Below are 25865 nucleotides of genomic sequence, written 5' to 3' on the forward strand. Positions count from 1 at the left end.
CTGGATGTCTTTGCATGTGATCGTCGCCGTTCGAAAAGAACCCGTCAGCGGGCATATCGCCTATGTGCGTTGGGGCCAGGCCGAACGCGGCGTGCCCGGCTGGGTCACCGAACCCGTGACCGCCGCGGCGTCCGAAGTCATCGAAGTCATCAAGGATGGCGGGGACGTTGAAACCGCCTTCAGCGTGGAAGGCACCCGTGTGGCCTTGCGTCCGGTACGGGTGCTTGTCGATGACGACGGGCGCGAGCACCTCGCATCCGTGCCCGTGCCCAGTTCCACCCTGCACACGCTGTTCGATCTGCCCGAATTCTAGGCGGCGCGGCGGCCTTCGGCAAAGGCGCGCAGCGCATCGTCGGTCAGGCGGTAGCGCACCCACTCGTCCATGGGCAACGCGCCGATGGACCGGTAGAAATCGATTGCCGGTTTGTTCCAGTCCAGCACGCTCCATTCCAGCCGCCCGCAGTCGTTGGCCACGGCTTCCTGCGCCAGATGGCGCAGCAGATCGCGCCCGGCGCCGATGCCGCGATGTTCGGGCGTGATGTACAAATCTTCCAGATAGATACCGTTCTTGCCCAGCCAGGTCGAATAGCTGTAGAAATACACGGCGTAGCCGATGGCTTTGCCGTCCGCCAGGCACATCAACGCCTTGGCCGGGGCTTGCGGGGCGAACAAGGTGCTGGCGACGTCATCGGCGCTGGCGATGACTTCGTGCGCGGCGCGCTCGTAGACGGCCAGTTCGGTGATGAAAGCGTAGATTTGGGCTGCATCCGAGAGCGTGGCGGGACGGATGGTGATATTCACGTTGACTTCCTCCAAATAGGACGGCCATGCTACCCGCTAATGAGCGGGGTTGCAGGCGCGCGTGGGCCGGGTCACCGGGAATCTCCCCACTTGCGCTGGGTGGAGCGCGGCGCGACCCTGGCGGAGGAATCCGCCCTCGCGTCCGGACATGTACACAATGGGGATCGTCCTCTATGGCTGAGTCTGGTTCTGCCGCTGGTGAAACGCTATCGCCCTTGCCGCGCAAGCGGCGGCGGCTCTCCTGGATCTGGCTCGTGCCCATCGTCGCGGCGGTGGGCGGATTGCTGCTGGTGCTGCAGGTCTGGCTGAACGCGGGTCCCACGGCGGTCATCCATTTCCAGACGGCCGAAGGGCTGGAGGCGGGCAAGACTCAGGTGCGCTACAAAGAGCTTGCCGTCGGACTGGTCGAACGCCTGGCCCTGAATCCGGAGCGGTCAGGGGTGGACGTGACGGTGCGCCTGGACAAAGGCGCTGGCGGCCTGCTGCAGGAAGGCACGGTGTTCTGGGTCGTCCGGCCACGCCTGACGCTAAGCGGCGTGTCCGGCTTGAGCACGTTGCTGTCGGGTTCCTATATCGGCCTGGATCCGGCGGGACACCGGGAAAAGGACGCGCCGCGGGCGAAAAGCCAGTACGAATTCACCGGCTTGGAAGTACCGCCCGAGGTCGCTCAGGACCGCGCCGGCAAACGCTTCACGCTGCACGCCCGGGACCTTGGGTCTTTGGATATCGGGTCGCCCGTTTACTACCGCCGGATCGCCGTGGGCCAGGTGGTGGGGTACCGCTTGTCCAACGACGGGCAAGGGGTGGATGTGCAGGTGTTCGTCGATGCCCCTAACGATGCCTATGTCAATGCGGGCACGCGCTTTTGGAACGCCAGCGGCGTGGACTTCAGTGTCGATGCCCGCGGCCTGCGGATGCGCTCGCAATCGCTGCTGTCGGTGGTCGTCGGTGGCGTGGCATTCGATACGCAGGAGCAGCGCAACCCCCAGCCGGCAGCGGCGGGTGCGACGTTTGCCATCTATCCGAACGAAGAGGCGGCGCGCGCGGAACCCGATGGCGTGCCGCTGCGCATCCGGATGCGTTTCGACCAGTCGGTGCGCGGCTTGGTGGTGGGCGCGCCCATCGATGCCTACGGCGTAACGATTGGCAAGGTGGACGCGATCAAGCTGGATTTCGACCGGACCACCCAGCTGTTCTACGCCGTCGTCTCCGCCACGCTCTATCCCGAGCGCCTGGGTGGGGAGACGGTCCGCGAGATCAAGGAGTACGTCGGAACCGACCTGCACCATCCCAGTGGCAAACTGTTGGCGGCGCTGATCAAGCGCGGCACGCGCGCACAGCTGCGCATCGGCAACCTGCTGACTGGCCAGTTGTATGTGGCGATGGTCGAGTTTCCGAACGCCAAGCCGGTGACGTTCACCATGGAGGACGAGCCCTTCATCCCGACCGTGCCGAACAACCTGGATCAATTGCAGCAACAGCTCAGCAACATCGTGGCCAAACTCGACCGCGTGCCGTTCGACGCGATCGGGGCCGAGCTTAGCGGGGCGCTGCGTGCGGCATCGAGTCTGGTCAGGCGGATGGACACGCAATTGGCGCCCGAGGCACAGGCCTTGCTGCGGCAGGCCAACCGGTCGCTAGCCGCGGTTGGCGGGCTGGTGGCGCCGGATTCCGCCTTGCCCCAAAGCACGGACACCGCATTGCGCGAATTGGCCAGGGCGGCCAGGTCGCTGCGGGAACTGGCCGATTACCTACAGACGAATCCGGAAGCGTTGCTCAAGGGCAGGGCGCGGGATGCGACGAGCGGCCGGTAGCGCTGTGCGTGCGGTATTTTCTTCACTCGAAGCCGAACGCTTGCCGCAATGTCGGCAGTGGGCCGGCGGGCATGCCGGGACGAGTCCGGGCACGGCACTTGCTGCAAGCGCCCGACGACCAGCCGCTGGAGGATGGGCGCTGGCGTGGTATCGGAGTGGGGACAATTGCATGGACCACAATGAAATGATGGTGCGCATGATCTCGCAGCCCGTGGCGCCGGGCAAGGTCGACGGTTGGGACGGCATACTCTCGGCCTATGCGGACTGCCTGTTGCAAGTGCAGGCCAAACTCTCGGACGCGGATGTCAGGCGTTTCCTGGAAGTCGGTGCGCTGGTTTTTCGCACCTGCTGTCAGGAAGAGGCGCGGCAGCGCTGGACGGCCGAAGAGTTGGCGGCATTCCACCGTAAGCGCGAATTCGGCGTCTAGCGGGACGTCAATACAAACATTGGCTAAGGGCGAACTTGCGCCCGAATGCCCGGACTTCGTCGCCGTCGACCGAGGCGGCGACGTCCCAGTGGCTGCCGCGCGTCACTAAAAAAGACTGCCCCAGCAGGGCATGGCGTAACGCAAATTTCCAGAACGCGGATTCCGCGCCGACCGGCTCCAATTCGTGCGGCCCGATCATCAGGCGCGACGGCCGTGGCGTGGCGCCCATCGACCATCTGAAGGCGATCGCCATGAAGGCGAAACGCGCCGAAAGCGAGGAAGGTTGAACGCAAAGCAGTCGGATCTTGTTGCTCATGGACGTCACCCTGTTCAGGTGTCGTCAGCGTAGCAAAGACCCGTGTGACGTTCCATACCGCGTTTGGCGGATTCCAGCCGCGATGTTCGAACATTCGCTGGTACCAGGCGGGTTCAGGGTTTGCCTGCCGTGCGCGGCGTCACGCGGGCAAGCAACAACAATGCCAGCATCGGCGCGACGGCAAAGGCAGCGAACAGCCACCGCGCCGCGTGCTGCGCGCCGTCGACGCCGCCGGGATCCGCCAGCCCCGCGCTATTGGTGACGACGCCCGCCAACGCGGCGGTCACGGCCGACGCGTAGAGCTGCACCGTGGTGATGGAGGACGATGTCAGCGTTTCTTCGCCCTTGGGCGCCGCGTTGAATATCCGGGTCAGCAGATGCGGCCACGCCAGCCCGATGCCGAACCCCACGCCTGCCAGCGCGACGATGTAGGCCGCCAGGCCCCACGCGGATGACAGCATGCCGGTCTGCGGCGTCATGATGGCCAGGGCGATCAGCGACGCCAGAATCACTGCGGGGCTCGTGCGCACCAGCCGATCGGCGGCCGCGCCCGTGCGCGTGGAACTGGGCATGGCCGCCAACGTCCAGCCCGCTGCCATCGCCGCCGTCATATAGCCTGCCGAGAGCGGCGACAGCCGGTGGATCACTTGAAGGAAGTACGGCACGAAGATCTCGGTCGTGATGGCGGCCACCACCAGGCACATCACGGCATACAACGCGCCCAGCGGCGCGCGCACGGAATAGGCGCCCGTTGGCAGCAGGCGCCGTTTGGCGCGCGAGTCCACCTTGGCGATCAGCATGGCTAGCGCCAGTCCCCCCGCGATGCCGGCCAGGTTCCAGCCCAGGTCCGTCGACAGGCTGGCCAGCGTCACGGCCAGCACGGAAGTCACCAGCAGCGCGAGCGTACCCAGGGGTAGCGTCGAGGGCGGGGCAGGGGGCACCGACGACCGGCCGCCCACCTTGAGCGCCACGATCAGTGCCAGCGCCGCAGCAACGGGCAGCAACGCCCAGAACGCCAACCGCCAGTGGCCGGTCTGGGCGAAGATGCCGCCAATCGCCGGCCCGCACAGCGTGGCCACGCCCCACATGCCCGACGCCAACGCCATGGCGCGCGACCAGAGGGGCGCATCGAACACAAGCCGGATCAGCGCATAGCTCAGGGCAAAGAGGATGCCGCCGCCCAAGCCCTGGATGCTGCGGCCGGCCAACAGTACCGGCATGGTCGGCGCCAGAGCGCAGGCTACCGCGCCCGCGGTGAAAATGCCCACGGCCAGCAGGTAGGCGGCGCGCGGCCCCAGGGTTTCAATCAATTTGGCAGATAAGGCCGATCCGATGATGGAGGTCACGACGAACAGTGTGGTGTTCCAGGCGTAGTACCCCAGGCCGCCGATGTCCTGGATGACGCTGGGCAAAATGGTGGTGACGATATAGACGTTGATGGCATGCAGCGCCACACCGCCGGCCAGCGCGATCGAGCGCAGCGCGTTGGCGCCATGCAGCAGATCAGCCCAGGAAGCGCTTGAATCAGGGGTTGTGCTGACGGCCACAACGGTCTCCGGTGTTATTTAAACAAGTTATTTCTTTGATAATACGTGCGCCGCACCGTATGCACAACCGAAGGCTTGTGATTCGTGGGGTCTTATGGCCGCAGCAGCCCGCGTAGCAACAGGTCCAATGCTTGCAAGGCAGGCGCCAGGCGGGCGGCATCATCGGGCGCATCCGCGATCCAGAATGCGCTGTCCGTCAGGCTGCCGTTGATCAACCGTGCCAAGGCCTGCGGGTCCGCGTCGTCGATCGTGCGCGCCGCCATCAACTGCTGCAGCAGCTCCGCAAGCGATGCGATGCACTGGTGCTGCGCCGCGTCGGACGCCGGGCCCAACACCGCCCGCCCGTCCTGCAGCACGATGCGGCGGATTTCGGGCTCCGTCGCCATCTGCAGATAGGCGCGGCAGCGCCCTCGGAAAGCGTCCCACGGCAAAGCTGCCTGCGATGAAATGGCAGTCAGGCGCTGATCCATCTCACTGTCGATTTGTTCGACGACCGCGGCCAACAAGCCTTGTTTGTCACCGAAATGGTGATACAAAGCCCCTCGCGTCAGCCCCGCGGAAGCGGTCAAATCGTCCATGGACGTGGCGGCGTACCCGGTGTGCTGGAAGGCGCGTCGGGCGGTCGCCAGCAATTTGGCCCGGGTGGCTTCGATCATCTCGGCGCGCGAACGCGACATGCAGTTCTCCAGTGACATACGGCGCGTATGTTAATTGACATACGCAATGTATGTGAATACGATCTCGCCGTCTACCCGCTTCAAAAGGTTATCGGTGTCCAATCCGTATCGTGTGTTGTTCAAGGCGCCGGGCGCCACGGGTTTCGTGTTGGCGGGCGCGATCGCGCGCCTGCCCTTGCCGATGATCGGCATCGGCATCATCACGATGCTGTCCGAAGTACGCGGCGCCTACGCGTTGGCGGGCGGGGTCGCCGCGACCTTCGCGTTGGCCACGGCCTTGCTTGCCCCGCGCATCTCGCGTCTGGTGGACCGGCATGGGCAGGGGCGGGTGCTGCCCGTCGCAGCGGGCATATGCGTGGTGGCGCTGATCGCCCTGGCCGCCTGCGTGCAATGGGGCGCGCCGGATTGGATGCTGTTCGTCTTCGCCGCATTGGCAGGCACCTTGCCCAGCATGCCGGCGATGATCCGCGCGCGCTGGACGGAAATCTACCGCGACCAACCTCAACTGCGCACCGCCTATGCGCTGGAATCCGTAGCCGATGAACTCAGCTTCATCGTCGGGCCGCCGATCGCGGTGGGCCTGAGCGTGGCGCTGTTTCCCCAGGCGGGCCCGCTGACCGCGGCGTTGCTGCTGGCGGTGGGCGTGACGGCGTTCGTCCTGCAGCGGGCCACCGCGCCTGCCGTGCAAGTCAGGCAAGCCGGCCGCGAGGCCTCGGTCCTGCGCATGCCCCCCATGCGTTCGCTGATCGCCATGATGTCGGCGATGGGCGTGATCGTCGGCACGATCGATGTGCTTAGCGTCGCGTTCGCCCGCGCGCAGGGCGTGCCGGCGGCCGCCAGCCTGATCCTGTCCGCCTATGCCTTGGGTTCTTGCGTGGCGGGGCTGGTGTTCGGCGTGCTGAAATTCCAGATGCCGCTTGCCCGGATGCTGTCCATCGCCGCGGCGGTCACGGCGTTCACGACCTTGCCGCTGCTATGGGTGAATGACCTGGTTACGCTTTCGCTGGGCGTGCTGTTGGCCGGACTGTCGTTTGCCCCCACCATGATCATCGCCATGGCGCTGGTCGAAAGCAGCGTGCCCGGGCGGCGCTTGACCGAAGGGCTAACCTGGCTGGTGACAGGCTTGGGTGCGGGCGTGGCCGCCGGCGCCGCGATGGCGGGCTGGGTAGTCGACCACTACGGCGTGCGGGCGGGATTCTGGACGGCGGTCGTCGCGGGCGCGGTGGTGCTGCTGGTGTCTTTGCCGGGGGCGCGGGCCGGCGTGGCGGGGCGCGTCCCGTCTTGACGAGGGCGGCTCGATAGAATGGCGGCTCCGGCGCGCTGTGGGGCGCGCCGCCCACAGGAGCACGCTATGTCTAGAACCGTCGTCAATCCCGACACTGTTTTCAACACCGTCCAATACGGTTTCAGCCAGGCCGTCATCGTGACGGGGCAACGCAGGATGCTGCTGTCGGGCCAGGTTGGCGTCGACATCAATGAACGCACGGTAGGGCCGGGCTTGCAAGAGCAGACCGACGCAGCGCTGGACAACATTCAACGCGTCCTGGCCGCAGCGGGCGGCACGCTGGCCCAGGTGATCATGCTGCGCATCTATATCTGCGAGACGGCACGCGAAGACCAGGAATTGATCGCGCAGGCCCTGCGCGATCGTTTTCCGGTAGACCCTCCGCCGTCGTCGTGGATCATCGTCAGCGGGCTGTCTCTGCCCGAATGGCTGGTCGAAATCGAAGCGGAAGCAATGTTGGACTAAGGCGATTCAGCTTTTCTCGCGCCAGGGCGTGGTGGCGAACGCCGCGCGCAGATGGGCCAGGAACCCCGAGGTACGGGCCGACAGATCCTGGCGCGACTTCACCAGCGCCACGACATTGGCGTCGGGCAGATTCCAACCCGCCAGTACCGGCACCAGCGACCGGGCCTTCACATGTTCGGCCACATCCCATTCCGACCGCGCGACGATGCCGTGCCCAGCCAGCGCCCACGCCACCGCGGCCGCGCCGGTGTTGCTGGACAGCACGGGGGCAATACGCACGCCGACCGCCGGCCCGCGGCCGCGCTTGAAGCGCCACAAGGTCACGTCCTCGTCGTTTTCACGCAAGGCGATGCAGTCATGGTGGCGCAGGTCTTCGGGCTTGGCGGGCGCGCCGTGCCTGGCCAAGTAGGCAGGCGACGCGCACAGAATGCGGCGGTTGGGCGCCAGCGGGTAGGCGACCAGCGTGGAATCGCGCAATTCGCCGATGTGCACCATCACATCCCAGTTGTCGGTGGCCAGCCGAGGGGGGCCGTCGGACAACGTCAGGCTGGCGGTGATGTCCTCGCTGCTTTTGCGGAAACCGGCCACCAGCGCGGCCACATAGCGTTGGCCGAAACCCAGCGGCGCCACCACGCGCAGATGGCCAGCCACGACGCCGCGCCGTCCCGCCAGTTCATCGGCCAGATCGCCCAGTTCGCCGCAGATCTGTCCGGCCCGCAGCGCCAACAGCCGGCCTTCGTCGGTGAGTGCCGTGCCGCGCCCCGACCGGTTGACCAGTCTGACGCCCAGGCGCTTTTCCAGCGCGTTCAGCCGCTGCGTGACGGCAGGGGGCGTCACGTCCAGGGCGCGCGCGGCTTGCGCCAGCGATGGCGTGGCCGCCAAACTCATGAAAAAGCGCAGGTCGTCGGTGGTGATCATTCAGATTCACATTAACTGAAAATTAAGCTGCTATTAAACATGCAAGGGTCGCGGCGCGCCATACTTGCTGCAACGGGACGCGGGCTCGCCTGCCGTCCTTTCGATCTGACCTGCCGAGGCCCCCCAATGACTATTTCCCGCCCGCCCACGCCCCTGGATGCTCTGGATACCCCTTGCTTGCTGCTGGACGAAACCCGCATGACGCGCAATATCCAGCGCCTGAATGCGCTGATGGCCGGCCATGGGGTGCAATTGCGGCCGCATTTGAAGACGCCTAAATCGATCGACGTGGCGCGCCGGGTGATGACCAGCCCGCAGGGGCCCGCTGCTGTTTCCACGCTGCAAGAGGCCGAGCAGTTCGCCGCAGCCGGCGTCACCGATCTGCTCTATGCCGTCGGCGTGTCGCCGTCGAAGCTTGATCGCGTGCTGGCCCTGCGCGAGAAGGGCGTGGACCTGACCGTGGTGGTGGACAGCGTCGAGGCGGCCCAGGCCGTTGCCAACCGCGCCAAGGCCGCTGGCGGCCCGGTGCCCACGCTGATCGAGATCGATTGCGACGGGCACCGCGCCGGGGTGCAGCCGGGCGACCATGAGCATCTGCTGTCCATCGCAAGCGTGCTGCATGCCGCGGGCTGCCTGCGCGGTGTCATGACGCATGCCGGCGAGTCCTACGGCTGCCGCAGCGCCGAGGCCATCGCCAACATGGCCGAACAAGAGCGCTGGGCCGCGGTCAGCTGCGCCGACGCGATTCGCCAGGCGGGCCTGCCGTGTCCGGTCGTCAGTGTCGGCTCGACGCCCACCGCGCACTTCGCCCGTCACCTCGACGGCGTCACGGAAGTGCGCGCTGGCGTCTACGTATTCTTCGACCTGGTGATGGCGGGGCTAGGCGTATGCGCGGTCGACGACATCGCGGTCTCCGTGCTGACGACCGTCATCGGCCATCAAGCTGACAAAGGATGGATCCTCGTCGACGCAGGCTGGATGGCCATGTCGCGCGACCGAGGCACGGCAAAGCAGCCGGTGGATCAGCTGTACGGCCTGGTGTGCGACGTCGACGGCAAGGTCTATCCCGACCTCTTGCTGGCCGAAACCAATCAGGAGCAGGGCATCATTACGCTGCGCGCCGGAAGCGGGGCGCGCCTGCCTGATCTTCCCCTGGGGACGAAGCTGCGCATCGTGCCGAACCACGCATGCGCGACGTGCGCGCAACACGACGCCTATCAAGTGGTGCGGCGGGGCGAGCCCGGCGTGGTGGCCCGCTGGGAACGCTTCCGCGGCTGGTAAGCCGCTGCCATCCTCTTCGCATCAACAGGAAACGACCATGGAATTGATCCACACCCCGGATGCCACGCCGCCCGCCGGACATTACTCGCAGGCGGTACGGGCGAACGGTTTTGTCTTCGTGTCTGGCCAACTGGGCTTCCTGGCACCCGCGCAGGCCGGCGTCAAGCCGCAGTTGGCGACAGGGGCCTGCGCCCAGACCGTAGAGGCCTTGCGCAGTGTTAATGCGATTCTGACCGCTGCCGGTGCATCGCTGTCCACGGTGGTCAGCGTCACGGTGTACATCCCGGACATCGGGTTGTGGGACGAGGTCAACCGGGTCTATGAACGCGTCTTCGGCGATCACCGGCCGGCGCGCGCTGTCGTGCCCACGCGCGGCCTGCATTACGGCGCGCTGGTCGAGATCAGCGTGGTCGCGGTGGTCGTCCCGGGCTGATCCGACGCCTATAATGCGGGCGCCTCAATGCCTTCGCGGGGAGAACGTTCGCATGCAGTACGAATATCTGTTCTGGTCCATGGCCGCGATGGTAGCGGCCGCGCTGGTCGGCGGCTCGCTCTGTGGCCGCCTGGGTTCGGTCAAACAGGTGCTGGCAGGGGTGGTGGCGCTGGCCGCCGCGGTCTTCGTGGCCGTGTTCCTGCTGTCGCGCCACGGTGGCTTCAACGACTTGTCGGTGATGCTGTCGATCGCCGCGTTCATGTTCAGCCTGGTGATCGGCACCGCCGCGTCGTTGCTCACGCGGCGCATCTTGCAGCGCCGCTAAATTGCAAGCCTTGCCGCTTATTCTTCGGCGTCGAAGTCTTCAGCGTCTTCTTCGTCGTCCTCGTCCTGTTCCAGGGCGTCGTAGCCCTTCCAGGTAATGCGCCAGCGCGTCGCGGCGGCGCTGGCTGCCGTTTCGCTCACTTGCTTGACCAGGCCGGCGTCCGACAGCAGGTCCAAATGATGCGCAATGGTCTGCAAACCCTGTTCTTCAGGATGCGGGGCCAGGGCGGCATTCTTGATGTCGTGCGTGCTCAGGTTGGGGCCGGGCGCGTCGCGCAGGGCGCCCAAGATCGTGACGACCAGATCGAAATCGCGTTGCATGATGTTCACCGTATTGAAAATGGGTAGGCCGACAATAGCAGAGTTCCGTGGCGTCGATGCGACAGTGCGCAAGCCCGGGTTACAGTCCAGGGTTCTCGACAACGAAACACACAGAACGCTATGAAGAAACCCGCTGAACGCGATTGCCTCGCGCTGATTCCCGGCTATTCGGGCCAAGCCGCCAAGCTCTTTCTTTCGCGCGGCGAAGACGACCGCATCGCCGGCGTGACGGTCTATGACCTGCTGGGGCATGTCAAGCAGCAGGGCGATGCCGACGCTGCCGCCGCCTGGATCGGCTCGTGGCTGGCCGAAGAGGCCGGCAACCGCCGCGCCCGTCGCACCCAGCTATTGGCCCAGATGTTCATCTGCAAGTTGGCTGGCGACGAGAAGGATGCCTTCCTGGCAGCCCAGAAGCCGCTGATCCGCGTCCTGGCCGAAGCCGGGGTGCGTTGCCGTAGTGTCGCCGCCACGTCTGGCGCTGCGCGGAAGTCCCTGGGCCCGAATGTCAAGAAGCATTAGCATAAGGCTGTTATAGTCGCGCCTGGGCGTGAGATTGCACCTTCACGGTGCGTGCGCTCAAGCGGGCCCCGCCCGCTGATCAAGGAAGATTGAACATGGAAATAGTAAGTCGGCACCTTGCCGACGTGACGGGCGGCGTCGAGCTGCTCACGACGATTGATGGCGAGCCCATCAGCGTCTATGTCGTGGTGGGCGTAACCGATCTCAACGCGATCGCGGACATCGTTCCCATCCAGAAAGTCGAGGCTGGGGCGGATATACACGCTTCAAATGTCGACAATGTTGATAATGCGCAAGAACAAATCGACCAGGTCCTGGAAAATATGAATCCCGGCGACGTGGCGGTTTTCCTTTGCTCGGGTTCCGATGCTTTTGGCGCGGCACTCGATTTGTTGGGTTTACCTATCGACCAGTAAGCCTGACGGCAAACCAAAGTGCCTATCTGAACGGCGTATGAAGGGTGTACGGGTTTAGACGGCATTTATATAAGCCTTGATTGTTTTTTTATGATGTATGGGTGTTTACACCTATGCAGGGACAAGTTTTGCCTATGAAAACGTGCAAATTTTCAACGCAGTTTCTCTTTGTTGCATTATTGGCACGTATTTTTTAGGATTATGTTGACTTGTGAGGGGAACATAACGATAGTGTCGGCACACGATCACAAGCGTTGCGATTTTCGTTCAGTGCCGTGCCTTTTCCGGCTCAGCGTTATTGTTCTACTGTCCCCTCCTTGATTGATTCGTGACCTCCGGGCATTTGCCCATTATCTCTAGGAAATACAGTATGGAAACCGGCGTCGTTAAGTGGTTCAATTCGGAAAAAGGCTATGGCTTCATCACCCCGGAAGCGGGTGGTAAGGATCTGTTCGCTCACTTCTCCGAAATCCAGGGTTCTGGCTTCAAGTCTCTGGAAGAGAACCAGCGCGTCAGCTTTGTGACGGCCAATGGCCCCAAGGGCCCGCAAGCCACGAAGATTCAGGTCCTGTAAAGGTCTGAGTTTTCAAAAAAGCCCCTTCGGGGGCTTTTTTTGTTTCCGCGCGGTATCCTTCCGGGGGCCGGCCGCAGTGCCGCTTCTTCATCCCCCAGGATCCCGCCATGACTTCCCCCTCCCTGAACCCACTAGCCGTGCAGCCGCAAGACGTGGTCGCGTTCTGGATGGATGCGGGTCCGCAGCAATGGTTCAGCAAGAGCGAGGCATTCGACGCCGAGTTTCGCCGACGCTTTGAAGCCGCGCACTGGGCCGCGGCCTCGCGCCAACTGGACGACTGGCTGGAAGACGCGGACGGCGCCTTGGCGTTGATGATTCTGCTGGACCAGTTCCCGCGGAACGCCTACAGAGGGACGGCGCACATGTTCGCCACCGATCCCTTGGCCCAGTACTTCGCCGAACGCGCGATTGCTTCCGGCCACGACCTTGCCGTCGACCCGAAGCTGCGCCAATTTTTCTACCTGCCTTTCGAACATGCGGAAAGCCTCGTGTCGCAGAACCGCGGCGTTGCACTGATGGAACGCGTGGACGCCGATTCCTTGCGCTGGGCCGTCCTGCATCGCGACATCATCAAGCGCTTCGGTCGCTTCCCGCATCGCAACGCGGCGCTGGGTCGCCAGACGACCCAGGCCGAACAGGAGTTCCTGGAGGCCGGTGGTTTTTCGGGCTAGGGCGCGCGGCAATGCGGGCCTGGTCGAACGAACCCCTTGCATGGGCAGGTATTGGGATGTATCCGTTCATGCCAAAGTGAAAATTTTCTTTGGCGCAGCACGTTTGCAAGGCCTGCCACCGCCGTTTTCGCGCTCCCCAGGCGTGCCGGCTTTCCGCTTCCATCATTCGCATATTTGACGTTTTTCGGAGTTCGCCAATACACTGGGTTCAGCGAGATTTTCAAGCGACGCGGTCTGCGTTAACTTGTCGCCGTCAGTGGTGCTGCGGTTGCTTCCTCTCCCATCCTTGATGATCTGGCGCCCCGCGAGCAATCGCACTTTCTAGGTTCAAGGACACTCCATGGCAACCGGCATCGTTAAGTGGTTCAACGCCGAAAAGGGTTATGGCTTCATCATGCCCGACGACGGCAGCAAAGACCTTTTCGCCCATTACTCCGAAATCCGCAGCGAAGGGTATAAGTCGCTGCAAGAAAACCAGCGCGTCACCTTCGAGGTCGGCACCGGCCCCAAGGGCCCGAGCGCCAAGAACATCAAGGTCGCGGCCTGATGTTTTCCGGGTAGCGCGCCGGGCTAGTCCCCGGTGTTCGGCCCATAAAAAAGCCCCCATGCGCGATGCATGGGGGCTTTTTTTGCCTTGGCAGGCAGCAAGCGCACGAAGCGTGGGAGCCTTTTTTCTCGTTTTTAGTGCTTTTGCGGAGCGGTCGTCGCCAGCTTGTCCACCAGCGCGATCCCCAGTGCCGACAGGATGAACAAAGCGTGGATGATCGTCTGCCACATGACGCCCGCTTCGGTGAAACGGGCGTTAGGCGTGCCGATCGTGCCGGCCTCGATGAAAGTGCGCAGCAGATGGATCGACGAGATGCCGATGATGGCCATCGCCAGTTTCACCTTGAGCACGCTGGCGTTCACGTGGCTTAGCCATTCAGGCTGGTCCGGATGGTTCTGCAGGCGCAGGCGGGACACGAAGGTCTCGTAGCCGCCCACGATCACCATGACCAGCAGGTTCGAAATCATGACCACGTCGATCAGCCCCAGCACCAGCAGCATGATTTCCATTTCGCCGAAGCTGTTGGCGTGCGTCACCAAGTGCCACAACTCTTTCAGGAAGAGCATGACGTAAACGCCTTGCGCGACGATCAGCCCAAGGTACAGGGGCAGTTGCAGCCAGCGCGAGCTGAAGATCAGGCTGGGCAACAGGCCCAGGCGGGGAGGGGGAGTGTTATTCATGTTGGGTGCGAGCCATGTGGGGTGGGGCAATGAAAAGTGCGGCGGCAATTCTATCAATGCCCAGCCGCGCCAGGCATCAGTTTTTTATGAGCGCTGAATGACAGGGCAGACCGCCTGTTACCACGCTTGCGCACAGTTTGCTGGGCAATTGTGTAAGCGAAACTGCCATTTGCGAAACTCTGTGGCGAAACGCTTTGTGCGCTTTCGGCATGGATAGAATTGCCGCCTCACTCGCATAGAGCCAGTCAAGAGGAGTTTGTTCCCATGAAGATCCGCTACACCGTTGCCGCGTTGACCGTTGCGCTTGCCCCTTATTCTGCATCGCATGCCTTCGATATCGGCGGCCTGGTGGGCGCCGGCAGCAAGGTCGTGCAAGCTGCCACCCTGAGCGACGCTGAAATCAAGACCCTGTCGGACAAGGCATGCGCGCAAAGCGATTCGCAGGAAAAAATCGCCGCGCCGGGCAGCAAGTACGACGCGCGCCTGCAGAAGATCGCCAAGTCGCTGGGCGGCACGGTCAACGGCCAAAAGGCCAACTACAAGGTCTACATCACCAAGGACGTCAACGCCTGGGCGATGGCCAACGGCTGCATCCGCGTCTACAGCGGCCTGATGGACATGATGACCGACGACGAAGTGCTGGGCGTGGTGGGTCACGAAATCGGTCACGTGGCGCTGGGACACACCAAGAAGGCCATGCAGACCGCCTACACGGTGTCGGCGGCGCGTGACGCTGCGGGCGCTGCTGGCGGCGCGACCGTCGCAGCCCTGAATTCCTCGCAACTGGGCGACCTGACCGAGAAGTTCATCAATGCGCAATTCTCGCAATCGCAGGAAAGCGACGCCGACGACTATTCGTTCGACCAACTGCAGGCCAAGAAGCTCAATACCCGTGGTCTGGTGACGGCATTCCAGAAGCTGGCCGAGCTGGATGGCGGCAAGAGCGATATGATGAGCTCGCACCCGTCCTCGGCCAAGCGCGCTCAGCACATCGAAGATCGCATCGCCAAGGCTAAATAAAGGCGCCGAAAAGGCGTTCTCCCTCCCTTTTCGGGCGGAAAACGGGGCGCGAGCATCCGGGCAAATCCGGGGCTCGCGCCCTTTTGCGTCAGGGTTCCGGAAGTTTCCGGTAAAATGCCGCGTTTATCCGCCCGTAATCTCATCTCTCGGAAAATAGGTCTTTTAATGCAGCCTGTGGTTGAAACCCTCTCCGGCCTGGAGCGCCGTGTTGATCTGGCCGTCTCGGTGGCCGACGTCGAAAAGGAAGTCCAGGCGCAATTGAAGCGCGTGGCTCGCACCGCCAAGGTCCCCGGCTTCCGCCCGGGTAAAGCTCCGCTCGCCATGCTCGAGCGCAGCCATGGCCCCAGCATCCGCTACGACGTGATCAATAGCCAAGTTGGCCGTGCGTTCGAACAAGCCATCGATGGCGCCAAGCTGCGCGTCGCTGGCGCCCCGAACCTGGAACCCAAGACTGAAGGCGTCACCGACGACACGCTGGCGTTCACCGCCACGTTCGAGGTCTACCCTGAAGTCGTCGTGCCGGATCTGTCGTCCCTGGCGGTCACCCGTTTCGATACCGCCGTCACCGACGCCGAAGTCCAACAAACCCTGGACGTCCTGCGTAAGCAGCGCGCCACGTTCGAAGCCCGTGAAGGCCGCGCCTCGCAAGACGGCGATCGCGTCACGCTGGACTTCGCCGGCACCATCGACGGCGTGCCGTTCGAAGGCGGCAAGGCCGAAGACTTCCCGTTCGTGCTCGGCCAAGGCCGCATGCTGCCGGAATTCGAAGAAGCCGCCCGCGGCTTGAAGGCTGGCGAAACCAAGGTCTTCGAACTGAAGTTCCCTGACGACTACCAAGGCGTGGAAGTCGCTGGTAAGACCGCCGAGTTCACCATCACCGTCAAGGAAGTGGCTGAAGGCGTCCTGCCCGAACTGAACGGCGAATTCGCCAAGTCGCTCGGCCAAGCCGAAGGCGACATCGAAAAGCTGAAGGCCGACATCCGCAGCAACATCGAGCGCGAAGTCAAGGTCCGTTCGGCTGGCCGCACCAAGTCCAGCGTCATGGACGCGCTGGTCGAAGCCGGCAAGTTCGACGTGCCGAAGGCGCTGGTCGACAACGACGTGCAAGGCCGTGTCGCTGCTGCCCGCGAAGAGCTCAAGCAGCGCGGCATCCCGAACGCCGAATCCGTGCCGATCCCGGCTGAAGCCTTCTCGACCGAATCCGAACGCCGTGTCCGCCTGGGCCTGCTGGTGTCGGAACTGGTCAAGCAAGCCCAGCTGCAAGCCAAGCCCGAGCAAGTTCGCGCGCGCATTGAAGAATTCGCCGAGAACTACGAACAACCCGCTCAGGTTGTCAGCTATTACCTGGCTGACCGCCAGCGTCGTGCTGAAATCGAGGCGATCGTGCTCGAAGACAACGTTGTCGCGCACGTGCTGGAAAAGGCTAAGGTCACCGACGAAAAGGTGCCTTTCGATCAGTTGATGGGGATGGCGTAACACTATGCAGAGATTCACCGATTTCTATGCGGCAATGAATGGCGGGTCTTCGGTGACCCCCACCGGCCTGGGCTACATTCCCATGGTTATCGAGCAGTCGGGGCGCGGCGAACGCGCCTACGACATCTATTCGCGTCTGCTCCGCGAACGGCTCATTTTCCTGGTGGGTCCGGTCAATGACGCAACGGCCAACCTGGTTGTGGCGCAGTTGCTGTTCCTGGAATCGGAGAATCCTGACAAGGACATTTCCCTGTACATCAACTCGCCCGGCGGGTCGGTGTATGCGGGAATGGCCATTTTTGACACCATGCAGTTCATCAAGCCGGACGTATCGACGCTGTGCACCGGCCTGGCGGCCAGCATGGGCGCCTTCCTTCTGGCGGCTGGCAAGAAGGGCAAGCGTTTCACGCTGCCCAACTCGCGGATCATGATCCATCAGCCGTCGGGCGGCGCCCAAGGCCAGGCATCGGACATCCAGATCCAGGCTCGCGAGATCCTGGACCTGCGCGAACGCCTGAACCGGATCCTGGCCGACAACACCGGCCAGTCGATTGAACGCATCGGCCTGGACACGGAACGTGACAACTTCATGTCCGCCGAAGATGCGGTATCGTATGGACTGGTGGACAAGGTGATGACCTCCCGTTCGGAAGGCTGACTTCCCGGTTGATCCAAACCCGCTGCCATCAAGTTTGAGTAAGCGCATGCGCTGGACCTTTATCCGGTCTGGCGCATCTTTACCTGAGATACGAAACAAATATGCCTGAAAAAAAGGGATCGGCAGACGCAAAAGTGCTGCATTGCTCGTTTTGCAATAAAAGCCAGCATGAAGTCCGCAAGCTGATCGCGGGTCCGTCGGTATTCATCTGCGATGAATGCATAGACCTGTGCAACGACATCATTCGCGAGGAAGCGCAAGCGACCGCGCGCGCGGCTATTCGTTCCGAACTGCCTACTCCGGCCGAGATCAAGACCTTCCTGGACCAGTACGTCATCGGGCAAAACTCGCCCAAGCGCATGCTGGCAGTGGCGGTCTACAACCATTACAAGCGCATTCGTCACGGCGAGATCAAGGGTGACGAAGTCGAGCTCTCCAAGAGCAACATCATGCTGATCGGCCCCACCGGGTCGGGCAAGACGCTCCTGGCCCAGACGCTGGCGCGCATGTTGAATGTGCCCTTCGTCATGGCTGACGCCACCACGTTGACCGAAGCCGGCTACGTGGGCGAAGACGTCGAAAACATCATTCAAAAGCTGCTGCAGAACTGCAACTACGAAGTCGAGAAGGCGCAGCGCGCCATTATCTACATCGACGAAATCGACAAGATTTCCCGCAAGTCCGATAACCCGTCCATCACCCGCGACGTGTCGGGCGAGGGCGTGCAACAGGCCTTGCTGAAGCTGATCGAAGGCACGGTTGCCTCGGTGCCCCCGCAAGGCGGGCGCAAGCACCCCAACCAGGACTTTGTCCAGGTCGACACGACGAACATCCTGTTCATCGTCGGCGGCGCTTTCGACGGCCTGGAGAAGGTCATCCGCGACCGCACCGAGAAATCGGGCATCGGTTTCTCGGCGTCCGTGCGCGCCAAGTCCGAACGCGGCGTGGGCGAACTGTTCTCGGAAGTCGAACCTGAAGATTTGATCAAGTTCGGCCTGATCCCGGAACTGGTCGGCCGTCTGCCCGTCGTCGCCACGCTGGACGAACTGGACGAAGCGGCCCTGGTGCAAATCCTGACCGAGCCCAAGAACGCCTTGCTCAAGCAATTCCAGAAGCTGTTCGCCATGGAAGGCGCTGAGCTGGATCTGCGGCCCGCCGCCTTGAAGGCTATCGCCCGCAAGGCGCTCAAGCGCAAGACTGGCGCCCGCGGCCTGCGTTCGATCATCGAACAGACGCTCTTGGACACCATGTACGAGTTGCCCTCCCAAGGCAACGTCAAGCGTGTCGTGGTTGACGAAGGCGCCATCGAAGGTGAGGGCAAGCCCCTGCTGATCTACGCCGACGAAGCCGGCGAAACGGAAAAGCCGGACCGCGGAGAAGTCCGCGACGCCGCAGCCTGATATTTCAAAAAAACCCGTTCCTGTAACGGGTTTTTTTCCTTCCTGGGGCCCCTCGGGGGCATTTTTTTTTGCCTTTCGTTTATCAGGCCGCCGGGATCTTGAATTTTCGGCTATTGTTCCCATAACAGACGTAACTGACGTGGATAGCTCGGGGTATACCCGGGCCTCCTGTCCCCGATACGCCGAGTCATACCGAGGAACCTCCTATGTCTGCCAGCCAGACCCTGCCTTCCGACCCGATCGACCTGCCCCTGCTCCCACTTCGCGATGTCGTGGTGTTTCCGCACATGGTCATCCCGCTGTTCGTCGGCCGTCCGCGCTCTATTCGCGCGCTCGAGGTTGCGATGGAAGCGGGCAAAAGCATCATGCTCGTGGCCCAAAAGTCCGCCGGCAAGGATGACCCTACCCCTGAAGACGTCTACGAGATCGGCTGCGTAGCCGGCATCCTGCAGATGCTCAAGCTGCCTGACGGCACTGTCAAAGTGCTGGTCGAAGGCACCCAGCGTGCCCGCATCAACAGCATTGAAGACGCCGATTCGCACTTCACCTGCCAGGTGACGCCGATCGAGCCGGACGCCATGCAAGGTTCCGAAACCGAGGCCCTGCGCCGCGCGATCGTTGCCCAGTTCGAACAGTACGTAAAGCTCAACAAGAAGATCCCCCCGGAGATCCTGACCTCGCTGGCTGGCATCGATGATGCCGGACGCCTGGCCGACACGATCGCCGCGCATCTTCCGCTGAAGCTCGAGCAAAAGCAGAAGATGCTCGAGATCGTTGGCACCTCCGAGCGCCTTGAAGGTCTGCTTACCCAGCTTGAAACCGAAATCGACATCCTCCAGGTCGAAAAACGGATTCGCGGCCGCGTGAAGAAGCAGATGGAAAAAAGCCAACGCGACTACTACCTGAATGAGCAGGTCAAGGCCATTCAGAAAGAGTTGGGCGAAGGCGAAGAGGGCGCGGACATCGAAGAGCTTGAAAAGAAGATCATCGCTGCCCACATGCCCAAAGAGGCGCGTAAAAAGGCCGATGCCGAGCTCAAGAAGCTCAAGCTCATGTCGCCCATGTCGGCCGAAGCCACCGTGGTGCGCAACTACATCGACACGCTCATCAATCTCCCCTGGAGAAAGAAGAGCAAGATCAACAACTCGATCGCCAACGCCGAGACGGTGCTGGACAACGACCACTACGGTCTTGAAAAGGTCAAGGAACGCATCCTGGAATATCTTGCCGTGCAACAGCGCGTGGACAAGGTAAAGGCGCCGATCCTGTGCCTGGTTGGACCTCCTGGCGTGGGTAAGACTTCGTTGGGCCAGTCGATCGCCAAGGCAACGAACCGCAAGTTCGTGCGCATGGCGCTCGGCGGCGTCCGCGACGAGGCCGAGATCCGTGGCCATCGCCGGACCTACATCGGCTCGATGCCGGGCAAGATCGTCCAGAACATGTCGAAGGTCGGCGTGCGCAATCCGCTGTTCCTGCTTGACGAGATCGACAAGCTGGGCATGGATTTCCGCGGCGATCCCTCGTCGGCGTTGCTCGAAGTGCTGGATCCGGAACAGAACCATACGTTCCAGGACCACTACATCGAAGTCGACTTCGACTTGTCCGATGTCATGTTCGTGGCTACCAGCAATACGCTGAACATTCCGCCGGCGTTGCTCGACCGCATGGAAGTCATCCGCCTGTCCGGTTACACGGAAGAGGAAAAGATCCATATCGGCCGCGACCATCTGCTGCCCAAGCTGATGAAGAACAACGGCGTGAAGGACAGCGAACTGACGGTGGACGATTCCGCGCTGCGTGACATCGTGCGCTACTACACCCGCGAAGCTGGTGTGCGTGCGCTCGAACGCGAAGTGGGCAAGATCTGCCGCAAGGTCATCAAGCAATTGCTGACGCAGACCGACCGCGCCAAGGCCGAAGGCAAGACCTTTGAGGTCAAACCGGTCAATGTCACGGGTGAAAACCTGAGCGACTACCTGGGCGTGCGCCGCTACACCTTCGGCATGGCCGAAAAGGAAAACCAGATCGGTCAGGTGACGGGTCTGGCCTGGACCGAAGTCGGCGGCGATCTGCTGACGATCGAAGTCGCGGACATGCCTGGCAAGGGCGTCATCCAGCGCACGGGTTCGCTTGGCGACGTGATGAAGGAGTCGGTCGAGGCGGCGCGCACGGTGGTACGTTCGCGTGCCCGCCGTCTGGGTTTTGCCGACAGCGTCTTCGAGAAGCACGACATGCACGTGCACGTGCCGGAAGGCGCGACGCCCAAGGACGGTCCGTCCGCGGGTATCGCGATCACCACGGCCATGGTGTCAGCCCTGTCTCGCATCCCGGTGCGCGCTGATGTTGCCATGACCGGCGAGATCACGCTGCGCGGGGAAGTGCTGCCGATCGGCGGTCTGAAGGAAAAGCTGCTGGCTGCACACCGTGGCGGCATCAAGACGGTCTTGATCCCGGAAGAAAACGTCAAGGATTTGGCGGAAATCCCGGATAACGTCAAGAACCACCTTGAGATCGTGCCGGTCCGCTGGATCGACAAGGTGCTGGAATTGGCCTTGGAGCGTCTGCCTGAGCCGCTGGCTGAGGAAGAGGCCGTCAAGGAACCCTTGGTGGCCAAGCCGGCTGAGCCGGGTTCGACTGATCCGGTGCTGAAGCACTGATCGCGACACCCCTGGCGCCTTCGAAAGAGGGCGCTCATGAAAAACCCCGCTGCGGCGGGGTTTTTCTTTGCTTTTTTTGTTTGCCGTTTAACGGGACGTTTAAAGCGGCGTCAAGCACGACTTAAAGCGTGACATTAAGCGCGACATCAAGCGCGACGTTAAACGCGAGGCCGCGGAGGCCTTGCTGCGTGGTCAGTGCAAGGCGTGCGTGCGAATCAGGCCAACCGCAATACCTTCCAGGGCGAATTCCTGGTCTGCTTCAACCACGATGGTCTGGAAGTCCGGGTTTTCGGGCAGAAGCTCGATATGCCCGTTGGTGCGCTGAAGGCGCTTCACGGTAACGTCATCGCCCAGGCGAGCCACGACGATCTGGCCGTTGCGGGCTTCAGAGGCTTTCTTCACGGCCAGCAGATCCCCTTCGAGGATACCGGCGTCGCGCATGCTCATGCCGCGAACCTTCAGCAGGTAGTCGGGAGCCTGTGCGAACAGGTGAGGGTCCACGCCCACTTCGCGTTCCACGTGTTCTGCGGCCAGGATAGGGCTGCCGGCCGCGACGCGCCCCACCAGCGGCAGCAGCAGTTGGGTCAGCGAGGGCAGGGATAGGGAGGCTGGGGTGGAGGCGGGTGCGCCGTCTTTCAGGCGGATGCCCCGCGAGGCGCCGGCGGTAAGCTCGATGGCGCCTTTGCGCGCCAATGCCTTGAGGTGGTCTTCTGCCGCGTTGGGCGAACGGAAACCCAGGGCCTGGGCGATTTCGGCACGCGTCGGCGGGAAGCCGGTGCGCATGACGGTTTGCCGGATGAGGTCCAGGATTTGTTGCTGGCGATCGGTGAGTTTGCTGGCCATGGCGATGATCCGGTGCGAGCGGACTGTACATATATACAGCGTCATTCTGGGGGACATACCGCAAAAAAGCAAGCCAGTCGCCACCCGCAAAGCAAAACGGAGCCCGAAGGCTCCGTCTTTCAGTGGCCAGGCCTGAAGGCCCGTGTCCGACCGGCGGGTTACAGCACGGCGGCGATGCCGGCTGCGACCTTGTCGATGTTGCCGCTGTTCAGGGCGGCAACGCAGATGCGGCCGCTGGACACGGCGTAAACGCCGTGCTCTTCACGCAGACGGTCCACTTGTGCCGCGGTCAGGCCCGAGTACGAGAACATGCCGCGTTGCTGCAGGACGAAGCTGAAGTCCTGCTTGCCGCCGTGTTCCTTGATTTTCTCGACCAGCTGCTTGCGCATCAGGCGGATGCGATCGCGCATGCCGGCAAGTTCTTCTTCCCACATGGTGAAGAGTTCGGGCGTGTTCAGCACCGTCGACACGACCGTGCCGCCATGGGTAGGCGGGTTGGAGTAATTGGTGCGGATCACGCGCTTCAACTGGCTAAGCACGCGGATGGCTTCTTCCTTGCTGCCGGCCACGACCGTCAGGGCGCCCACGCGCTCGCCATACAGCGAGAACGACTTCGAGAAGGACGAGCTGATGAACATGGTCATGTCCAGGTCGGCGAACATGCGCACGACCGAGGCGTCTTCCGTCAGGCCGTCGCCAAAGCCTTGGTAGGCGATGTCGAGGAACGGCACCAACTGGTTTTCTTTCACGACGGCGGCGATCTGCTTCCACTGGTCGGCCGTGGGGTCCACGCCGGTGGGGTTGTGGCAGCATGCGTGCAGCACGACGACGGTCTTGGCCGGTGCGGCCTTCAGATCCGCCAGCATGGCGTCGAAATTCAGGCCGCGGGTGGCGGCGTCGTAGTACGAGTATGTGCCGACTTCGAAGCCGGCGCGCTCGAACAGGGCGCGGTGGTTTTCCCAGCTGGGGTTGCTGATCAGGACCTTGGAGGTCGGCAGCAACTGGCGCAGGAAGTCGGCGCCGATCTTCAGCGCGCCCGTGCCGCCCAGAGCCTGGGTGGTCAGTACGCGGCCGGCGGCGGCCAGCGGGGATTCCTTGCCCAGCAGCAGCGCCTGGGCGCCCTGGTTGTAGCCGGCAATGCCTTCGATCGGCAGGTAGCCGCGTGCGGCGGCGGCCTCGATGCGGGCGGTTTCGGCCTTGCGTACGGCGCCCAGCAGGGGGATCCGTCCCTGATCGTCGTAGTACACGCCCACGCCCAGGTTCACTTTACCGGGGCGCGTATCCGCGTTGAATTGTTCGTTCAGACCAAGAATGGGGTCGCGCGGCGCGAGTTCGACGGAATCGAAAAGGTTGCTCATGGGACTCTGATGAGGATGGGTGGACGCAGTACGGTGTGCTGTGGATAATGGGGGGTTTACCCTGGAACAGTCTAGCATGCCCAAGAGCCCAATAGACCCGAGCAGCGCGGGAGATCTGAACGATGATCTCGCTGCGGATCTGACGGCGGCGCCGGCATTGGCTGCCTCCGTGGCAGGGCTGGAAGCCAAGCCGAGATTCGTCGAGTATCCGGATAGCCCGTTTCAACTTTATCAGCCTTATCCGCCAGCGGGCGACCAGCCCGCCGCCATCGACGGCCTGACGCAGGGGGTCGAAGACGGGCTCATGTTCCAGACCCTGCTGGGCGTGACGGGATCGGGCAAGACCTTCACCATGGCCAACGTGATCGCCCGGATGGGGCGTCCCGCGCTGGTATTGGCCCCCAATAAGACGTTGGCCGCGCAGCTCTACGCCGAAATGCGGGAGTTCTTTCCGAAGAACGCGGTCGAGTACTTCGTCTCGTACTACGATTACTACCAGCCCGAGGCCTACGTGCCGACGCGGGACCTGTTCATTGAAAAGGACTCGTCCATCAATGAGCACATCGAGCAAATGCGCCTGTCGGCCACCAAGAGTCTGCTGGAGCGGCGTGACACGATCATTGTGGGCACGGTCTCGTGCATCTACGGTATTGGTAACCCGGGCGACTATCACGCGATGGTGCTGATCCTGCGCAGTGGGGACCAGATATCCCGCCGCGAGATCCTGGCTCGCCTGGTCGCCATGCAGTACACGCGCAACGACGCCGAATTCACTCGCGGGGTATTCCGGGTGCGCGGCGAGAGCATCGACATCTTTCCGGCGGAAAGCGCCGAACTGGCGTTGCGGCTGACGCTGTTCGACGACGAGATCGAAAGCCTGGAGCTATTCGACCCGCTGACGGGCCGCATTCGCCAGAAGTTGCCAAGGTTCACCGTCTATCCCGGCTCGCACTACGTGACGCCGCGCGACACCGTGCTGCGCGCCATCGAGACCATCAAGGAAGAGCTGCGCGAGCGCGTCAAGCGTTTCGTCGATGACGGCCACCTTGTCGAAGCGCAACGGCTGGAACAACGCACCCGGTTCGACCTCGAAATGCTGCAGGAGCTGGGTTTCTGCAAGGGCATCGAGAACTACTCCAGGCATCTGTCCGGCGCGGCCCCTGGGGATCCCCCGCCTACGCTGATCGATTACTTGCCATCCGATGCGCTGATGTTCATTGACGAAAGCCACGTCACCATCGGGCAACTGAGCGGCATGTATCGCGGCGACCGTTCGCGTAAGGAAACGCTGGTGCAATACGGTTTTCGCTTGCCGTCGGCGCTGGACAACCGGCCGCTGAAGCTTGAGGAATTCGAAACGCGGATGCGTCAATGCGTGTTCGTGTCGGCCACGCCGGCGGCGTATGAGAAAGAGCACGCCGATAACGTGGTAGAGCAGGTCGTGCGGCCGACGGGCCTGGTCGACCCGCTGGTCGAGGTATTGCCGGCCCGTACTCAGGTGGATGACCTGCTTGGCCAGATCAAGGCGCGCGTGTCGGTGGGCGAACGGGTGCTTGTCACGACACTGACCAAGCGCATGGCCGAAGACCTGACCGACTTCCTGAGCGAACATGGGGTGAAGGTGCGCTATCTGCACTCCGACATCGACACCGTCGAGCGCGTGGAAATCCTGCGCGACCTGCGCCTGGGCACGTTCGACGTGCTGGTGGGCATCAACCTGCTGCGTGAAGGGTTGGACATTCCGGAAGTGTCGCTGGTGGCAATCCTGGACGCCGATAAAGAGGGCTTTCTGCGGTCTGAGCGAAGTCTGATCCAGACGATCGGCCGTGCGGCGCGCAACCTGAACGGGCACGCGATCCTGTACGCAGACCGCATTACGGATTCGATGCAGCGCGCCATGGAGGAAACCAGCCGCCGCCGTGCGAAGCAGCTGCAATTCAATATCGACAACGGCATCACGGCCAGAGGCGTTCAGAAGGCGGTGCGCGAACTCATCGACGGTATTGTGGCGCCGGTCCAGCACGATGCGCTTGAAGCCGCGGTGCCTGCGGAATTCCTGAAGGACGAAAAGGCGTTGGCGCGCGAGTTGAAGCGGCTGGAAAAGCTGATGATGGACCATGCGCGAAATCTGGAATTCGAGCAGGCGGCCGCTGCGCGGGATGCCCTCACGGCGTTGAAGCAGCGGGTGCTGCTGGATGGCGCGGTGTAGTCGTAAAAGTATCTAAACGTGTCTTTTTGCTGACGGAATGCTGAAAATATGTAAAACAAGCGCTGTTGCAATGGCCGCTTAACAATCTTCTCGAATCTTGCGAAATCAAGCTCACTTCCTGCGTTGCAATATTTACCTAAGCCATTGAATAACTTAGGAAAAGTGTGCGGTTTGCATCGGCCTGGTCCAATCGTGCAATCGCAAAAAAAGCTTGCCTTATCTCGGGTT

Annotated in this window: 28 protein-coding genes; 19 read left to right on the plus strand and 9 right to left on the minus strand. The window is 62.6% G+C overall.

What is annotated here, in order from left to right:
• Nucleotides 1-4: 4 nt before the first annotated feature.
• Nucleotides 5-313, plus strand: a complete 309-nt coding sequence (locus ACI0FO_RS25635) for a carbohydrate isomerase (RefSeq protein ID WP_416031400.1) — start codon at nucleotides 5-7, stop codon at nucleotides 311-313.
• Here ACI0FO_RS25635 and ACI0FO_RS25640 read toward each other — a convergent pair.
• Nucleotides 310-801: a GNAT family N-acetyltransferase gene (locus ACI0FO_RS25640; RefSeq protein WP_416031402.1), complete on the minus strand. Its 492-nt coding sequence runs from the start codon at nucleotides 799-801 to the stop codon at nucleotides 310-312. The genes ACI0FO_RS25635 and ACI0FO_RS25640 overlap by 4 nt on opposite strands.
• A 173-nt stretch (nucleotides 802-974) precedes the next feature.
• Here ACI0FO_RS25640 and ACI0FO_RS25645 point away from each other — a divergent pair, with 173 nt between their 5' ends.
• Nucleotides 975-2615 carry an intermembrane transport protein PqiB gene (locus ACI0FO_RS25645; protein WP_416031404.1) on the plus strand — a complete coding sequence of 547 codons (1641 nt, stop codon included), beginning with the start codon at nucleotides 975-977 and terminating at the stop codon, nucleotides 2613-2615.
• Nucleotides 2616-2784: 169 nt separating this feature from the next.
• Complete coding sequence (locus tag ACI0FO_RS25650; RefSeq protein WP_416031406.1) at nucleotides 2785-3042, plus strand: hypothetical protein; 258 nt, start codon at nucleotides 2785-2787, stop codon at nucleotides 3040-3042.
• Nucleotides 3043-3049: 7 nt separating this feature from the next.
• On the opposite strand, the gene ACI0FO_RS25655 is transcribed toward ACI0FO_RS25650, so the two are convergent.
• From ACI0FO_RS25655 to ACI0FO_RS25665, 3 genes are all read right to left on the minus strand, one after another.
• Nucleotides 3050-3358, minus strand: a complete 309-nt coding sequence (locus ACI0FO_RS25655) for a hypothetical protein (RefSeq protein ID WP_416031408.1) — start codon at nucleotides 3356-3358, stop codon at nucleotides 3050-3052.
• Between the two features lie 113 nt (nucleotides 3359-3471).
• The gene (locus ACI0FO_RS25660) at nucleotides 3472-4905 is read right to left on the minus strand and encodes an MFS transporter (protein ID WP_416031410.1); all 1434 of its coding nucleotides are present in this window, start codon (nucleotides 4903-4905) and stop codon (nucleotides 3472-3474) included.
• A gap of 92 nt (nucleotides 4906-4997) precedes the next feature.
• The gene (locus tag ACI0FO_RS25665) at nucleotides 4998-5582 is read right to left on the minus strand and encodes a TetR/AcrR family transcriptional regulator (RefSeq protein WP_416031411.1); all 585 of its coding nucleotides are present in this window, start codon (nucleotides 5580-5582) and stop codon (nucleotides 4998-5000) included.
• 94 nt (nucleotides 5583-5676) lie between these two features.
• Here ACI0FO_RS25665 and ACI0FO_RS25670 point away from each other — a divergent pair, with 94 nt between their 5' ends.
• Nucleotides 5677-6867, plus strand: coding sequence for an MFS transporter (locus ACI0FO_RS25670; RefSeq protein ID WP_416031413.1), 1191 nt, complete (start codon nucleotides 5677-5679; stop codon nucleotides 6865-6867).
• Nucleotides 6868-6933: 66 nt separating this feature from the next.
• Nucleotides 6934-7332 (plus strand): RidA family protein, encoded by a 399-nt coding sequence (locus ACI0FO_RS25675; RefSeq protein WP_416031415.1) that lies wholly within the window; start codon nucleotides 6934-6936, stop codon nucleotides 7330-7332.
• A 6-nt stretch (nucleotides 7333-7338) separates the two neighbouring features.
• On the opposite strand, the gene ACI0FO_RS25680 is transcribed toward ACI0FO_RS25675, so the two are convergent.
• Nucleotides 7339-8250: a LysR family transcriptional regulator gene (locus ACI0FO_RS25680; protein WP_416031417.1), complete on the minus strand. Its 912-nt coding sequence runs from the start codon at nucleotides 8248-8250 to the stop codon at nucleotides 7339-7341.
• 126 nt (nucleotides 8251-8376) lie between these two features.
• On the opposite strand from ACI0FO_RS25680, the gene ACI0FO_RS25685 reads away from it, so the two are divergent.
• From ACI0FO_RS25685 to ACI0FO_RS25695, 3 genes are read left to right on the plus strand one after another with little or no spacing between them, the layout of a single operon-like run.
• On the plus strand, nucleotides 8377-9531 hold the full coding sequence (locus ACI0FO_RS25685; protein WP_416031419.1) for a DSD1 family PLP-dependent enzyme: 1155 nt from the start codon (nucleotides 8377-8379) through the stop codon (nucleotides 9529-9531).
• Nucleotides 9532-9568: 37 nt separating this feature from the next.
• Nucleotides 9569-9964, plus strand: a complete 396-nt coding sequence (locus tag ACI0FO_RS25690; RefSeq protein WP_416031421.1) for a RidA family protein — start codon at nucleotides 9569-9571, stop codon at nucleotides 9962-9964.
• 52 nt (nucleotides 9965-10016) lie between these two features.
• Nucleotides 10017-10289: a hypothetical protein gene (locus ACI0FO_RS25695; protein WP_416031423.1), complete on the plus strand. Its 273-nt coding sequence runs from the start codon at nucleotides 10017-10019 to the stop codon at nucleotides 10287-10289.
• Between the two features lie 17 nt (nucleotides 10290-10306).
• Here ACI0FO_RS25695 and ACI0FO_RS25700 read toward each other — a convergent pair whose 3' ends face one another.
• Entirely contained in the window at nucleotides 10307-10609 is a 303-nt protein-coding gene (locus tag ACI0FO_RS25700; protein WP_006225318.1) for a DUF2513 domain-containing protein, read from the minus strand.
• Nucleotides 10610-10729: 120 nt separating this feature from the next.
• Between ACI0FO_RS25700 and ACI0FO_RS25705 the strand changes: the two genes are divergently transcribed.
• The 5 genes from ACI0FO_RS25705 (at nucleotide 10730) to ACI0FO_RS25725 (ending at nucleotide 13336) form a co-directional block, all read left to right on the plus strand.
• Nucleotides 10730-11128, plus strand: a complete 399-nt coding sequence (locus ACI0FO_RS25705; RefSeq protein WP_416031425.1) for a hypothetical protein — start codon at nucleotides 10730-10732, stop codon at nucleotides 11126-11128.
• A gap of 95 nt (nucleotides 11129-11223) precedes the next feature.
• Entirely contained in the window at nucleotides 11224-11544 is a 321-nt protein-coding gene (locus ACI0FO_RS25710; protein ID WP_416031427.1) for a hypothetical protein, read from the plus strand.
• Nucleotides 11545-11914: 370 nt separating this feature from the next.
• Nucleotides 11915-12118, plus strand: a complete 204-nt coding sequence (locus ACI0FO_RS25715; RefSeq protein WP_006220190.1) for a cold-shock protein — start codon at nucleotides 11915-11917, stop codon at nucleotides 12116-12118.
• A gap of 107 nt (nucleotides 12119-12225) precedes the next feature.
• Nucleotides 12226-12789 carry a DUF924 family protein gene (locus ACI0FO_RS25720; RefSeq protein WP_416031429.1) on the plus strand — a complete coding sequence of 188 codons (564 nt, stop codon included), beginning with the start codon at nucleotides 12226-12228 and terminating at the stop codon, nucleotides 12787-12789.
• A 340-nt stretch (nucleotides 12790-13129) separates the two neighbouring features.
• On the plus strand, nucleotides 13130-13336 hold the full coding sequence (locus tag ACI0FO_RS25725) for a cold-shock protein (RefSeq protein WP_006225311.1): 207 nt from the start codon (nucleotides 13130-13132) through the stop codon (nucleotides 13334-13336).
• 134 nt (nucleotides 13337-13470) lie between these two features.
• Here ACI0FO_RS25725 and ACI0FO_RS25730 read toward each other — a convergent pair whose 3' ends face one another.
• Entirely contained in the window at nucleotides 13471-14016 is a 546-nt protein-coding gene (locus ACI0FO_RS25730; RefSeq protein WP_416031432.1) for a TIGR00645 family protein, read from the minus strand.
• Nucleotides 14017-14280: 264 nt separating this feature from the next.
• Between ACI0FO_RS25730 and ACI0FO_RS25735 the strand changes: the two genes are divergently transcribed.
• From ACI0FO_RS25735 to lon, 5 genes are all read left to right on the plus strand, one after another.
• Nucleotides 14281-15036 carry a M48 family metalloprotease gene (locus ACI0FO_RS25735; RefSeq protein WP_105557676.1) on the plus strand — a complete coding sequence of 252 codons (756 nt, stop codon included), beginning with the start codon at nucleotides 14281-14283 and terminating at the stop codon, nucleotides 15034-15036.
• Between the two features lie 165 nt (nucleotides 15037-15201).
• Nucleotides 15202-16512: a trigger factor gene (tig, locus tag ACI0FO_RS25740; RefSeq protein ID WP_416031434.1), complete on the plus strand. Its 1311-nt coding sequence runs from the start codon at nucleotides 15202-15204 to the stop codon at nucleotides 16510-16512.
• Nucleotides 16513-16516: 4 nt separating this feature from the next.
• A complete protein-coding gene (clpP, locus tag ACI0FO_RS25745; RefSeq protein ID WP_105557678.1) occupies nucleotides 16517-17170 on the plus strand; it encodes an ATP-dependent Clp endopeptidase proteolytic subunit ClpP in 654 nt (217 codons plus the stop codon).
• 101 nt (nucleotides 17171-17271) lie between these two features.
• Complete coding sequence (gene clpX, locus ACI0FO_RS25750) at nucleotides 17272-18570, plus strand: ATP-dependent Clp protease ATP-binding subunit ClpX (RefSeq protein WP_105557679.1); 1299 nt, start codon at nucleotides 17272-17274, stop codon at nucleotides 18568-18570.
• A 206-nt stretch (nucleotides 18571-18776) separates the two neighbouring features.
• Nucleotides 18777-21227 carry an endopeptidase La gene (lon, locus tag ACI0FO_RS25755; RefSeq protein ID WP_006225305.1) on the plus strand — a complete coding sequence of 817 codons (2451 nt, stop codon included), beginning with the start codon at nucleotides 18777-18779 and terminating at the stop codon, nucleotides 21225-21227.
• Nucleotides 21228-21419: 192 nt separating this feature from the next.
• Here lon and lexA read toward each other — a convergent pair whose 3' ends face one another.
• The gene (lexA, locus tag ACI0FO_RS25760) at nucleotides 21420-22070 is read right to left on the minus strand and encodes a transcriptional repressor LexA (protein WP_416031437.1); all 651 of its coding nucleotides are present in this window, start codon (nucleotides 22068-22070) and stop codon (nucleotides 21420-21422) included.
• Nucleotides 22071-22228: 158 nt separating this feature from the next.
• A complete protein-coding gene (locus ACI0FO_RS25765) occupies nucleotides 22229-23428 on the minus strand; it encodes an amino acid aminotransferase (RefSeq protein WP_416031439.1) in 1200 nt (399 codons plus the stop codon).
• Nucleotides 23429-23504: 76 nt separating this feature from the next.
• Between ACI0FO_RS25765 and uvrB the strand changes: the two genes are divergently transcribed.
• Nucleotides 23505-25637 (plus strand): excinuclease ABC subunit UvrB, encoded by a 2133-nt coding sequence (gene uvrB / locus ACI0FO_RS25770; RefSeq protein ID WP_416031441.1) that lies wholly within the window; start codon nucleotides 23505-23507, stop codon nucleotides 25635-25637.
• Nucleotides 25638-25865 lie beyond the last annotated feature (228 nt).

The organism is Achromobacter marplatensis (assembly GCF_049060505.1).
In the GTDB taxonomy this organism is placed as follows: Bacteria; Pseudomonadota; Gammaproteobacteria; order Burkholderiales; family Burkholderiaceae_B; genus Achromobacter; species Achromobacter marplatensis_A.